Source organism: Streptomyces griseus subsp. griseus (assembly GCF_000720255.1).
Lineage (GTDB): Bacteria > Actinomycetota > Actinomycetes > Streptomycetales > Streptomycetaceae > Streptomyces > Streptomyces griseus_I.
Window position 1 is genome coordinate 331,600 of sequence record NZ_JOJE01000005.1, and the last position, 13,438, is coordinate 345,037.

Annotated in this window: 9 protein-coding genes; 1 reads left to right on the forward strand and 8 read right to left on the reverse strand. The window is 69.1% G+C overall.

The features are described from left to right. Genes IG99_RS09750 through IG99_RS09775 form a run of 6 tightly spaced genes read right to left on the reverse strand, consistent with a single transcriptional unit; the run spans position 1 to position 7,732 of the window. Positions 1–2,007, reverse strand: coding sequence for a beta-galactosidase (locus tag IG99_RS09750; RefSeq protein ID WP_037671917.1), 2,007 nt, complete (start codon positions 2,005–2,007; stop codon positions 1–3). Further along, the gene (locus IG99_RS09755) at positions 2,004–2,684 is read right to left on the reverse strand and encodes a hypothetical protein (protein WP_037671919.1); all 681 of its coding nucleotides are present in this window, start codon (positions 2,682–2,684) and stop codon (positions 2,004–2,006) included. The genes IG99_RS09750 and IG99_RS09755 overlap by 4 nt, the downstream gene beginning before the upstream one ends. After that, positions 2,681–4,189, reverse strand: a complete 1,509-nt coding sequence (locus IG99_RS09760; protein WP_078947602.1) for a GH39 family glycosyl hydrolase — start codon at positions 4,187–4,189, stop codon at positions 2,681–2,683. The genes IG99_RS09755 and IG99_RS09760 overlap by 4 nt, the downstream gene beginning before the upstream one ends. Further along, positions 4,186–5,841, reverse strand: a complete 1,656-nt coding sequence (locus IG99_RS09765; protein ID WP_037671921.1) for an ABC transporter substrate-binding protein — start codon at positions 5,839–5,841, stop codon at positions 4,186–4,188. Before IG99_RS09765 ends, IG99_RS09760 begins: the two co-directional genes overlap by 4 nt. 35 nt (positions 5,842–5,876) lie before the next feature. Continuing rightward, complete coding sequence (locus IG99_RS09770) at positions 5,877–6,749, reverse strand: carbohydrate ABC transporter permease (RefSeq protein WP_037671922.1); 873 nt, start codon at positions 6,747–6,749, stop codon at positions 5,877–5,879. Continuing rightward, a complete protein-coding gene (locus IG99_RS09775) occupies positions 6,743–7,732 on the reverse strand; it encodes an ABC transporter permease (protein WP_037671924.1) in 990 nt (329 codons plus the stop codon). The genes IG99_RS09770 and IG99_RS09775 overlap by 7 nt, the downstream gene beginning before the upstream one ends. 223 nt (positions 7,733–7,955) lie before the next feature. Between IG99_RS09775 and IG99_RS09780 the strand changes: the two genes are divergently transcribed. Continuing rightward, entirely contained in the window at positions 7,956–8,945 is a 990-nt protein-coding gene (locus tag IG99_RS09780; RefSeq protein ID WP_037671925.1) for an acetylxylan esterase, read from the forward strand. Between the two features lie 89 nt (positions 8,946–9,034). Here IG99_RS09780 and IG99_RS09785 read toward each other — a convergent pair whose 3' ends face one another. Next, complete coding sequence (locus IG99_RS09785) at positions 9,035–10,123, reverse strand: lytic polysaccharide monooxygenase auxiliary activity family 9 protein (protein WP_051865089.1); 1,089 nt, start codon at positions 10,121–10,123, stop codon at positions 9,035–9,037. Positions 10,124–10,354: 231 nt separating this feature from the next. Next, on the reverse strand, positions 10,355–13,078 hold the full coding sequence (gene acnA, locus IG99_RS09790; protein WP_037672266.1) for an aconitate hydratase AcnA: 2,724 nt from the start codon (positions 13,076–13,078) through the stop codon (positions 10,355–10,357). Between the last annotated feature and the right edge of the window lie 360 nt (positions 13,079–13,438).

Below are 13,438 nucleotides of genomic sequence, written 5' to 3' on the forward strand. Positions count from 1 at the left end.
CTACTCGGCGCGCAGGACCGCCACCCCCAGCGGATCGAGGGACAGGGGCTCGCCCCGCTCGACCCGCTTGCCGGTGAGCAGGTCGGTGGCTGTGGTGTGGGCGGTCAGGTGGGCAGGGTCGGCCGCGTGGTTGAGGAGGAACAGCAGTCGGGTGCCGTCGGGGGCGACGCGGGTCGCGGTCTCCACCGTGGCATGGCCGGCGTACGGGCCGATCAGGTCGTGGCGGGCGAGGACGCGCCGTACGACGTGGTCGACGCCCCGCTGGTCGAGGGCGGTGGCCACGTACCAGCCCTCCCCCGCGCCGAAGGCGTGCCGGGTGACGGCGGGGGTGCCCGCGTAGAAGTCCGTGCCGTACGTGCCGACCGGCTCGGCGCCGCGCGGCTGCACGATCTCGAAGAGGAGGCGGGCCTCGCAGCGGAAGTCGCCGATGGTGATGGGCTGTACGACGTCCTCCGGCCGGGCGTCCCACTCGTCGACGCGGATGCCCAGCAGCGGGGACAGCGGCCCCGGCACGTCGGTGAGGAAGGCGCGGTCGTGTTCGTCGGAGCGGGCGCTGAGGAAGGTGGCGAGGACGCTGCCACCGCGCCGGGCCACCGCCTCCAGGCGCTCGGCGAGGTCCCCCTTGACCAGGTGCAGCACGGGGGCGAGGACCACGTCGTACGGGGTGAGGTCGACGGTGACCGGGACGACGTCCACGTCCGCGCCGGCCTCGCGGGCGGCCCGGTAGTAGGCGTGCACCGCGTCCTGGTAGCGGACCAGCCGGGAGGGCCCGTCGGAGATCTCCAGCGCCCACCAGCTGTCCCAGTCGAAGAGCAACGCGGTGCGGGACGGGGTGCGGGCGCCGAGTGTGACGTCCCCGAGCTCCGCCAACTCCCGTCCCAGCGCGGCCACCTCGCGGAAGACGCGGGTGTCGTCGCGGCCCGCGTGGCCGATGACCGCGCCGTGGTACTTCTCGCAGGCGCCGCGTGAGGCGCGCAGCTGGAAGTAGAGGGCTGCGTCGGCTCCGTGGGCGACGGCCTGCCAGGTGGCGATGCGGAGTTCGCCGGGGCGCCGGAGGGGGTTCACGTCGCGGCAGGCGGTGGTTGAGGGGGTCTGTTCCATGAGCCAGAAGGGGGCGCCGTCCTTCAGGCCGCGCATCAGGTCGTGGCCGAGGGCCGGCCGGGTGGGCGGAGCGTCGAGGGGCGGGTAGCTGTCCCAGGAGGCGAAGTCGAGGTGGGGCGCCCAGCGGTGGTAGTCGAGGGGGCGGTAGGCGCCCATGAAGTTGGTGGTGACCGGGGTGTCCTCGTCGTGGACGCGGATGGCCTCCTTCTCGGCGGTGAAGCAGCCGAGCAGGGCGTCGGTCATGAAGCGCTGGTAGTCCAGGGTGATGCCCTGGAAGGCGGTGTGGTCGGGGCCGCGCCAGTGCTCGGTGAGGGCGCTCGGCGGTTCGATCTGGTCCCAGTCGGTGTAGCGGTGGGACCAGAAGGTGGTCCACCAGGCGTCGTTGACGGCGTCGAGGGTGCCGTGCCGCTCGCGCAGCCAGCCCCGGAAGGCCGTGGCGCACAGGTCGCAGTAACAGGCGCCGCCGTACTCGTTGTTGACGTGCCAGGCGAGCAGCGCCGGGTGCTCGGCGTACCGTTCGGCGAGGCGCCCGGCCATCCCGGTGGCGAGGCGGCGGTACGCGGGTGAGCTGGGGCAGAAGTTGTGCCGCTGCCCGTAGCGGTGGCGGCGGCCCTCGAAGTCGGTGCGGTTGACCTCCGGGTACTTCTTGGCGAGCCAGGGCGGGAGGGCGGCGGTGCCGGTGGCGAGGCAGACGCCCCGGCCCTCGGCGGCGGCACGGTCCAGGACGCGGTCGAGGACGGTGAAGTCGTAGGTGTCCTCGGCGGGTTGGGTGAGCGACCAGGAGAAGACGCCGACGGTGAGCGTGTCGACGCCGGCCCCGGTGAACAGGCGGTGGTCCGCGTCCCATACCTCCTCCGGCCACTGCTCGGGGTTGTAGTCGCCGCCGTAGAGGATCTTGGGCGTCATGCGGTGAAGTCCTCCTGGGTCTCGGCGATCACCGGGCGGCTCGTGTGCAGCAGGGAGAGCAGCAGGGGGGCGGCGAGCAGTGCGGGCGCGGCCTCGGTCAGCAGGGCGGTCAGGCCGCCGACGAGGACGAGCAGGGAGGCGGCGGCGAGGGTGGCGCGGCCGTGCCGGAGCAGGAAGTACCCGGCGAGGCGGGCGGTGTCCCGGGCGCGGAAGGCGAACAGGGAGGTGAGGACGAGCGCGTGCGCGCCCCAGAGGAGGGAGGCGCAGCCGATGGCCCCGAGCAGCACCGCCCACCAGCCGGGCAGACCGGTGGCGGCGAAGTGGGTGAGGGTGAAGGCGATCACGGTCAGCCAGGCCACCAGCGGTACCCAGAGCTCGAGGGAAGGCAGGGCGTTGAGCCGCCAGCCGCGCAGGTAGGCACGGGCCGGATGGAGTTCGGTGAGCTCGCGGCTGCGGTGGTGGAGGGCGTAGAGCGCGGCGGACAGGGCCGGGCCCAGCGGCAGCAGGCAGAGCGCGGCGAGCGGCAGGTTGGCCGGGTCCGTGCCGATGAACAGCAGACCGGCGAGGCCGGGTGCGGCGGTCAGGAGCAGCAGGGCCTCGACGGTGACCAGGGTGTGGATCAGGGCGGCGGCCCGGGAGAGGGGGCCCGCGCCGAAGGCGACCGAAGGGGTGCTCATCGAGGGTCCTTTCCGAGCAGCCGGCGCTCGTCCGACCAGGGCAGGGCTTCCTCTTCGACCGGGCTGATCTCGACCAGGGTGACCTCGTGGCGGGTGAGCGTGAGGTCCAGGGCGACCCGGCCGTCCTCGACGGGCAGCCGGAGGTGACCGCGCGCCGGCTCGGCGGCCTCGTGCAGGACGTCGAGCTGGTGCGGGCGGGGCGAGCGCGGGCTGCCCATCCGCTGCCACGCGGTACGGGCGTTGCCGTGCTCCTCGTCCACGGTGGAACGGCGTACGAACGCCTCCGCCCCGCCCACCGGGACGGACAGCCGCACGGCATGGCGCTGCGGGCCGGGCGTCTCACCGCTCGCGTCCACGGGCGCCCAGGCCAGGACGGTGACCCGGCCGTCCGCGTGCCGCGTCACCAGGTGGTCCTCGCCGCGCGCCAGCAGCTGTTCCCCCATCCGCGCCATGAACGCGTACAGGTGGTACGTCGGCTTCTTCACCTGGCGGTGGGTGAGCAGCCCGAAGCCGCCGTGGAAGAGCGCGGTGGGAACGCCGGCCTCCTCGAACATGTCGCTGAACGTCCAGTAGGAGAAGGAGTCGGTGTGCTCGTGGCCGCCCGCGAGAACGGGGGCCAGGTACGCGGCGTTGAAGGCGGTGTCGTGGATGGGGTTGTCGGGGCAGTACGAGGAGTTGAACTCGGTGATGTGGACGGGGAGTCCGGCGAGCCGCGTGTCCTTGAGGAGGTCGCGCGGCGTGGCGAACTGGTCGAGGAGGTGCCGCGCGGGCGCCAGCGTCTGGTACGAAGCGAACGGCACGCGCTGGGCCGGTCCCGAGGTGTACGCGTGCTTGGACACGAAGTCCACGGGCACGTCCCGGCGTTCGGCGAACTCGGCGAAGCGGACCAGCCACTCGTCGGCGCCCGGTGAGATCGCGGGACCGCCGACCTGGAGGCTCGCGTCCACCTCCTTCACGGCGTGCGCGGTCACCTCGTACAACCGGTGGTACGCCGCCTCGTCCGCGCCCTGCCAGAAGTCGGGCAGGTTGGGCTCGTTCCACACCTCGATCGGCCAGGTGCGGACCTCGTCGAGGCCGTAACGGTCGACGAGGTGGGCGAGGGTGGCGCGGACGAGGGCGGCCCACTCCTGGTGGGAGCGGGGAGGGGTGACGTTGCCCTTCCACCAGAAGACCGTCTGTTCGCCGGAGGCCAGCCCCGCGGGCATGAAGCCGAGTTCGAGGAACGGGCGGATGCCGAGATCGAGGTAGGCGTCGACGACCTGGTCGACGTAGGTGAAGGAGTGGTGGACGTGCCGGGCGCCCTCCCGGTCGTAAGGGCGGTGTACGCCCATGCCGTCGCTGAGCAGGCCGTGGCCGCGGATGTACCGGAAGCCGATCTCGCGCTGGAGCAGGGCGAGGGAGTCCTGGTAGTCGCGGCGCAGGGCGAGCTCGATGCGGCCGGTGCCGACGCAGGCTCGCCAGGCCTCGGAGAGCCGGCCGGTCTCGGTGGCGGGGACGCGGATCACCCGTTCTCCTTCTTGAACCGTTCGTAGGCCTTGTTGTGCATGTCGACGAGCTGCTGCATGTTCTTCGCCTTCAACTCGGCGACGTAGGCGTCCCATTCGGAGAGCGGGCGCTTGCCGAGGACGAACTTGAGCGTGTTCTGGATGACGTGGTCCTTCAGGGGGGTGTCCCAGAGCGTCGCCTGTTCCTGCTCCATGGACTGCAGCGGGTGGGCCGGATCGATCGGCAACTGCTTTCGCTGGGTCATGGCGTCCTGGAACTTCTTTTCGTCCGGGCTGAACGAGGAGGAGACCAGGTCCCAGCTGCCTCCGTAGGTGAAGACGCCGTTGAAGAAGCCGAAGTCCTTCTGGAGGTCCTTAGGGGCGTCCGGGTCGGAGCCCATGAGGCTGATGCCGGGCTTCAGCTCGTACTGGCCGCCGTTGTAGGTGTACGTGGTGCCCTGGACGCCCCACTTGCAGAAGCGCTGGCCCTCGTCCGAGTACCAGAGCCAGTCCACGAACTGCATCATGGCGACGAAGCTGTCGCTCTTGAGCGCCTTGCTGGAGATCATGACGCCGTTCTCCAGCCGGGCTCCGCCCAGCACCACCGGTCCCGCCGGCCCGAGTGGCACCGGGATCATCTCGATCGTCGCGCCCTTGACCTGCTTGCCCAGCTGGTAGCGGTACTTCTGCACCAGCTCCTGCGGATTGGCGCTGATCACATAGGACTTCTCCGCCAGCAGCTTCTGCACGGCCTGGTCGTCCTGCTGCGTGAAGCTCTCCGGGTCCAGCAGCTTCTCGGCGACGAGCTTCCGCACGTACTCGATCATCTGGCGATAGCCGTCCGTCGCCGCGGTGAAGACGAACTTCTGGGCCTTGGTGTCGAAGCTGATGTTGTCGTACGTCCAGCCCGCCCTGACTCCGTACGCCTGACCGAGATAGCTGAAGAACGCACCGCAGGGGAACGGGGTGTTCGTGCTCCAGCGGTCGGTGAAGGGGTATTTGTCGGGGTACTCCTGCTTCAGTGCCTTCAGGACGTCGTACACCTCGTCCCAGCTGGTCGGCAGGGTCAGGCCGTGCTTGGCCAGGACGTCGGTGCGGAAGGACAGCGAGTAGCCGGCCTTGGCCTTCTCGTGCAGGCCGGGCAGCAGGTAGTACTTGCCGTCGGACTGGCGGATCGAGTCGAGCTCGGGCTCCAGTCTCCATTTCTTCACCTTGGCCTGGAAGTTGGGCATCAGGTGCACGTACTCACTCACCGGGAGGATCGCGCCCGACGACACGAAGGCGACCTCGGAGGGGTGGTACGTCTTGGGGATCAGGAAGGGGGCGTCGCCCGAGCCGATGAGGACACTGCGCTTCTTCTCGTAGTCCACCAGCGGGACGTCGACCGGCTTCAGGGTGATCCCGGTGCGCCGGGTGACCTCCTTCCAGAACAGCCAGCTGCTCTTCGTCGGATAGACCGGGTTGTTGTTGTGCAGGAGAGAGAAGGACAGCGGCTTCGCTGCCTTGAACTGCTGGCCGGCGCGGTACTCCTTCATCGCGCCGTTCTGCTTCTTGGACAGGTCCTTGGAATCCCCTCCGTCGTCGCCGCTGCCGCAGCCGGTGAGGGTGGCGAGACCGATGAAACCGGCGGCGGCCAGCATCTGACGCCGCGACAGCGCACCTGCGTTCTTCACGGGAACTCCTTCGTTCCATGGGTGAGTTGAGGGGATCAGCCCTTGACCGCGCCGAGCATCACGCCCGAGACGAAGTAGCGCTGGACGAACGGGTACACGCACAGGATCGGCAGCGCGGTGAGAACGATGGTGACGGCCTGGATGCTCGCGCCGACCTGGCTGAGCTGCTCGTTGGCGGCGCCGGCGCCGGCGCCGTCGGTGGCGCCCTGGATGATGTTGCGCAGATAGACGGTGACCGGCATGAGGTCCGTCCGGTCCATGTAGAGGAAGGCGCTGAACCACGAGTTCCAGAAGGACACCGAGTAGAAGAGCACCATCGTCGCGACGACCGCCTTCGACAGCGGCAGCACGATCCTGAGGAGGGTGCCGTACGTGCTGAGGCCGTCGATCTGCGCGGCCTCCTCCAGCTCGGTCGGCAGACTCTCGAAGAATGCCTTCATCACCAGGAGGTTGAAGACGCTGATCGCGTTGGGCAGGGCGATCGCCCAGACGCTGTTCTTCAGACCGAGGCTGGTGACCAGGACGTAGTTCGGGATCAGGCCGCCGGTGAAGAACATGGTGAACACGGCGATGCCGACGAGCGCGGTGCGCCCCTTGAGGTGCTTCTTCGACAGGACGTAGGCGTAACAGGTCGTCAGGACCATGGCCACGGCGGTGGCGACGACCGTGTAGAAGACGGTGTTGCCGTAGTTCCGCCAGAACATCGAGTCCTGGAACACGATCTTGTACGTGGTGAGGTTGAACCCCTTGGGCCACAGGGTGACCTCACCGGCCCTGATCTGGCGCTCACCGCTGAAGGACTTCGCGACGATGTTGACGAAGGGATACAGGGTCACGACCACGACGAGAGTGAGGATCACCCCGTTGACGCCCTGGAAGACACGGCGGGAACGGCTCGGCTTCACCACAGGCTGGTCCCCACTGTGCGGCGCGAGAGCAGGTTGGCCGACGTGATCAGGAACAGCCCGATGACCGCCTCGAACAGCCCGATGGCGGCGGCGTAGCTGAAGCTGTTGGACTCGACACCGGCCCGGTAGACATAGGTCGAGATGACGTCGGCGGTCGGGTAGGTCAGCGGGTTGTACAGCAGCAGGACCTTCTCGAAGCCGACCGCCATGAACGTGCCGACGTTGAGGATCAGCAGCGTGATCATGGTGGGGCGGATGCCAGGCAGGGTGACGTGCCAGATCTGCCGCAAGCGTCCCGCACCGTCGATGCGTGCGGCCTCGTACAGGTCCTCGTCGATCGTGGTGAGCGCGGCCAGATACAGGATCGTGCCCCAGCCGGCGGTCTGCCAGATCTCGGAGCCGACGTAGACCGTGCGGAACCACTCCGGTTCCTGGATGAAGCGGATCGGTTCGTGCCCGAGCCAACCCAGGGCGTGGTTGACCGGGCCGTCGGAGGCGAGCATCTGCAGGGTGATGCCGGCGACGATCACGATCGACAGGAAGTGCGGCAGATACGACACCGACTGCACGAACCGCTTCAGGGAGTGCCGGCGTACCTCGTTGAGCAGCAGCGCGAGCACGATCGGGATCGGGAAGCAGAAGACGAGCGTGAGCCCGCCGAGCCAGAGGGTGTTGCGGAACACCTGCCAGAAGGTGGGGTCGCTGAGGAACATGCGCACATAGCGCAGCCCCACCCATTGCTCGCCGAACATCGAGCCGCCCGGCTGGAAGCGGCGGAAGGCGATCACGTTGCCGACCATCGGCAGATAGCGGAAGACCAGGAAGAACAGCAGTGGCAGGACAGCCAGCGAGTACAGCTGCCAGTCCCGGCGCAGGGCGCGCCGCCAGCCGGGGCGCGGGGCCGCGCGCGCGGGACGTGTGGCGGCCTTCGCCGGGGGTGGGTCCTGGGTGCCGGGGGGTGGAGCCGACGTGGTGGTGCTCATGCTCGGGCCTCCCGGGGGACGGATGGACAACCGAAACTTTCGAGCGCTTACCGGTAACTCGCGGCAACTTAAGGGCAGTGAGAAACCGCTGTCAATGGGTGTTGCGGCGATCCGTTCAGGTGGCCGCGGGGCGTTGAGATACGCATGCGACTGGGTATGACACCCGTCGCATTCCCTTCTCCATCGCAAGTTTCCGCGTTCCGACCGACTCCTGCGAGGTGCCGTGCCCGCGTTCGACCTGCCGTTGAGGGAGCTGGAAGACCACCGGCCCGACCCCCAGGAGCCCCCGGACTTCACGGAGTTCTGGCAAGCCACCCTGAAGGAGGCCGCTCCGGCGGAGGTCCTGGTGTCGGTGCGGCCGGTGGAGAACGGCCTGCGCCTGACGGACAGCTGGGACATCACGTTCCGCGGCTTCGCGGGCGACCCGGTGCGCGCCTGGTTCAGCAGGCCCGCCGGGGTCCGCGACCCGCTCCCGGCGGTCGTCGAGTACGCCGGCTACGGGCGCGGTCGCGGCCTCCCCCACGAGCGGCTGACCTGGGTGAACGCCGGGTACGCGCATCTGCTGATGGACAACCGCGGCCAGGGCGACCAGTACGGCAACGGCGGTCACACCCCCGACCCGCACGCCACCGCGCCGGGCGGCCCCGGCCCCGCCGTACGCGGCCTGCTCTCGCCCTACGACCACCACTACCGCCGGCTCATCACGGACGCGGTGCGCGCGGTCGCCGCGGTCCGTGCCCTGCCCGGCGTCGACGCCTCACGCACCGCCGCCGTCGGCAACAGCCAGGGCGGCGGACTCGCGCTGGCCGTCGCCGGGCTGGTGCCCGACCTGGCCGCCGCCGTGGTCACCGCCCCACTGCTGTGCGGCATCCGGCGCGCCCTGGACCTCACCGACGCGGGCCCCTACGGCGAGATCGCCGCGTACCTCTCCGTCCACCGCGGCGCCGAACACGACGCGTACCGCACGCTGTCCTATCTGGAGGGCGTCTCGTTCGCCCGGCGCGCCCACGCCCCGGCCCACTTCGGAGTCGGCCTGCGCGACACGGTCTGCCCGCCGAGCGGGGCGTACGCCGCGTTCAACCGCTACGGGGAGCTGACCGGCGCGAGCCCGCGCAAGGAGATCCACGCGTATCCGTTCAACGGCCACGAGGGCGGCGAAGCGGTACAGGTCCGCCGCCAACTGGATTGGCTGCGCGGGGTGTTCGGGATCTGAACCCGGAACGACCACGGGCCCGGCGGGCAGACGGCTCCTGCCCACCGGGTCCGCGGCACGCGGCTGAACGGCTGAACGGCTGAACGGCCCTAGCCGACCCGACAGGGCAGGGTCGTCGCGGTATCACCGCCGGAACCGGTGACCACGTACCCGAAGGTCGCGCTCTTCCCCGGATCCAGTGATCCGTTCCAGCCGGCGTTGTGGACCATCACGTCCTGACCCGTGTAGGTCGCGCTGCCGTTCCACAGGCTGTCGACCTTCTGACCGCCGGGCAGCGTCCAGTTGACCATCCAGCCGAGCATCGGGACGTTGCCCGTGTTGGTGACGGTCACCTCGGACTGGTAGCCGCCGCTCCAGCTGCCGGTCGTCTTGCGGGTGGCCGTGCAGGCGCCGGGCGGGGGCTCGGTCGGGGGGTTGCCCGGGTCGTGGATGCCGGTCACCTCGCCGTTGCCGCCGTCGAAGACGACGTCGGAGCAGGAGTAGAACGTCTCCTGGCTGTCCGAGCGCTGCCACACCATGTAGATGATGTGCCGTCCCGACTTGTTGGCGGGCAGCTTGCCCGCCCAGGAGTAGTTGGCCTCGACCGTGCCCGGGCTGCCGTGCAGCGGCGGGTGGTCGACGCTCAGGAACGGCTGGGTCTCCATGTCGTTCCAGGTGAGCGTCTTGGTCGGGTCGAAGCCGTCCTTGGTGACGTAGACGTAGAACCAGCCCGGGTGCGCCGCCCAGGCGTTGTACGAGAAGTCGACGGTCGCGCCCGAGGTGAGGTGGGTGAGCGGCCATTCACTGCTGGGCTTGTTGAACCCGGTGAAGTTGGGGTTGCCGCCACTGCACAGCTCGCCGTCCGGCACGAAGCCGCGGGTGCGGCCGGCACCGTCCGAGCGCAGCACGGAGAACCAGTTGTAGAACGGCGTGGTTCCGCTGACCTGTTGCGCCGCCTTGCAGGCCTGGTTGATCGGCTTGATCTCACCGGTGTCGGTGAGGGCGTCCTGCCAGCACAGGAAGGTGCGGCTGCCGGGCTTCATAGGGGTGCCGTGGGCTTCCGCCTTGCCACCGGCCGTGACGATCAGACCGAGGGCCGGGATCGTCGTGAGCAGGGCCAGCAGGACGAGGAAGAGGGCGCCGCGAGAGGTGGGGTGCGGTAATCGGGGTGTTCCTTGGGGGGTCGTCGATCTTGTCATAGACATGACAGAGATACGTCCCTTCGCTCGACGGTGGGGGCGAACGTGCGGACAGGAGGGACGGGAGGGTGGGGCGCTCCCTCGGCGGGTTCCGGTCCACCGGGATGGGAGCGCTCCCACCCCACCTGTTGGGCAAGGTAGCGCCGAGCGGTCCAGTTGTAAACGGCTTCGCACGGCGAAGGGCCGCGCCCCCGCTCGGAGGACGCGGCCCTGACCGCCGTACCGGATCCGCTACTTGCGGAGCAGGCTGCGCAGCACGTACTGCATGATGCCGCCGTTGCGGTAGTAGTCGGCCTCGCCGGGGGTGTCGATGCGGACGACCGCGTCGAACTCGACGCCCGTGTCGGTGGTGACCTTCACCGTGCGCGGGGTGGTGCCGTTGTTGAGCTCCTCGACGCCGGTGAAGGAGAAGGTCTCCTCGCCGGTCAGGCCGAGGGTCGCCGCGGACTGGCCCTCCGGGAACTGGAGCGGCAGGACGCCCATGCCGATGAGGTTGGAGCGGTGGATGCGCTCGTAGGACTCGGCGATGACGGCCTTGACGCCGAGGAGCGCGGTGCCCTTGGCGGCCCAGTCGCGGGACGAGCCGGAGCCGTACTCCTTGCCCGCGAGCACGACGAGCGGGATGCCCTGCTCGATGTAGTTGCGGGAGGCGTCGTAGATGAAGCTCACCGGGGCGCCTTCATCGGACCGGGTGAAGTCGCGGGTGTAGCCGCCCTCGGTGCCCGGCGCGATCTGGTTGCGCAGGCGGATGTTGGCGAACGTGCCGCGGATCATGACCTCGTGGTTGCCTCGGCGCGAGCCGTAGGAGTTGAAGTCACGACGCTCCACACCGTGCTCGGTGAGGTACTTGCCCGCCGGGGTGTCGGCCTTGATCGCGCCGGCCGGGGAGATGTGGTCGGTGGTGACCGAGTCGCCCAGCTTGGCGAGCACGCGGGCACCGGCGATGTCGGTGACCGGGGACGGCTCGTGGGCCATGCCCTCGAAGTACGGGGGCTTGCGGACGTACGTCGACTCCGCGTCCCACTCGAAGGTGTTGCCGGTCGGGATCGGCAGCGCCTGCCACTGGGCGTCGCCCGCGAAGACGTCGGAGTAGGACTTGTTGAACATGTCCTCGCCGATGGCGTTCGCCACGACGTCGTTGACCTCGGCCTCGGAGGGCCAGATGTCGGCCAGGAAGACCGGCTTGCCTTCCTGGTCGACACCCAGGGCGTCCTTGGTGATGTCCACCTTCATGGAGCCCGCGATGGCGTACGCGACGACCAGCGGCGGGGAGGCCAGGTAGTTCATCTTGACGTCGGGGTTGATACGGCCCTCGAAGTTCCGGTTGCCGGAGAGGACCGAGGTGACCGCGAGGTCGTGGTCGTTGACGGCCTTGGAGACCTCCTCCGGCAGCGGGCCGGAGTTGCCGATGCAGGTGGTGCAGCCGTAGCCGACGAGGTTGAAGCCGACCTTGTCGAGGTACGGGGTCAGACCCGCCTTGTCGAAGTAGTCGGTGACGACCTTGGAACCCGGGGCGAGGGTGGTCTTGACCCACGGCTTGCGGGTCAGGCCCTTCTCGACCGCCTTCTTGGCCACCAGCGCGGCGGCGACCATGACGTACGGGTTGGAGGTGTTGGTGCAGGAGGTGATCGCGGCGACCGTCACGGCACCGTGGTCGATCTCGTAGGTCGAGCCGTCGGGGGCGGTCACGGTGACCGGCTTGGACGGGGCGCCGTTCGGGATCGTCGACGGGGCGTCGGAGCCGGGGAAGGACTCCTTGCTGGCCTCGTACTCGTCGCTGACGTAGGCGCGGACGTCCTGCTTGAACTGCTCGGCGGCGTTCGCGAGGACGATGCGGTCCTGCGGGCGCTTCGGGCCGGCGATGGAGGGGACGACCGTGGAGAGGTCCAGCTCGAGCTTCTCGGAGAAGTCCGGCTCGGCCTTCGGGTCCAGCCAGAGGCCCTGCTCCTTGGCGTACGCCTCGACGAGCGCGAGCTGCTGCTCGGAGCGGCCGGTCAGCTTGAGGTAGTTGATCGTTTCGGCGTCGATCGGGAAGATCGCGGCGGTGGAGCCGAACTCCGGCGACATGTTGCCGATGGTGGCGCGGTTGGCCAGGGAGGTGGCGGCCACGCCCTCGCCGTAGAACTCGACGAACTTGCCGACGACGCCGTGCTTGCGGAGCATCTCGGTGATGGTCAGCACGAGGTCGGTGGCGGTGGTGCCGGGCTTCAGCTCGCCGGTCAGCTTGAAGCCGACGACGCGCGGGATGAGCATGGAGACCGGCTGGCCGAGCATCGCGGCCTCGGCCTCGATGCCGCCGACGCCCCAGCCGAGGACGCCGAGGCCGTTGACCATGGTGGTGTGGGAGTCGGTGCCGACCAGGGTGTCGGGGTACGCCTGTCCGTTGCGGACCATGACCGTGCGGGCCAGGTGCTCGATGTTCACCTGGTGGACGATGCCGGTGCCCGGGGGGACGACCTTGAACTCGTCGAAGGCGGTCTGGCCCCAGCGCAGGAACTGGTAGCGCTCCTTGTTGCGGCCGTACTCCAGCTCGACGTTCTGCGCGAAGGCGTCGTTCGTGCCGAACTTGTCGGCGATCACGGAGTGGTCGATGACCAGCTCGGCCGGGGCCAGCGGGTTGATCTTCGCCGGGTCGCCGCCGAGCTCCTTGACGGCCTCGCGCATGGTGGCGAGGTCGACGACACAGGGAACGCCGGTGAAGTCCTGCATGATCACGCGGGCCGGCGTGAACTGGATCTCCTGGCTGGGCTGGGCCTGGGAGTCCCAGTTGCCGAGGGCACGGATGTGGTCGGCGGTGATGTTCGCGCCGTCCTCCGTGCGGAGCAGGTTCTCCAGCAGGACCTTGAGGCTGTAGGGGAGTCGGGCCGAGCCCTCCACCTTGTCCAGGCGGAAGATCTCGTACGACTCGTCGCCCACCTGCAGCGTGCTGCGGGCGTCGAAGCTGTTCGCCGACACGACGGTCTCCTTCATTGATGTGCGCGTACCACCGCATCCTGCCGCCACGCGGGCTTGGCCGATCCGCTAAGGTAAGGCTAAGTTAGGCAACCCTTACTGCCAGACCGATGGTGCGTACGGCTGCGGTGCGCCTCGGCAGATATCTCGATGTCGAGATAACTCTAGTACATGGGGCCGGGCTGGTCATGCCCGGGTTCGAGGATGATCCGTCGCAGCGAAGGTTGAGCATTCCCAGCGAAGGCTGACGACAGCTCGGTATTCTCAGCGAAGGTTGAGTGGTCGCCGAGACATGGCTGTCTGGGGTGACGGTGGGGAAACCGTTACGCGCGTACGGCGATCCTGTGCTGAGCGCCTTCGACC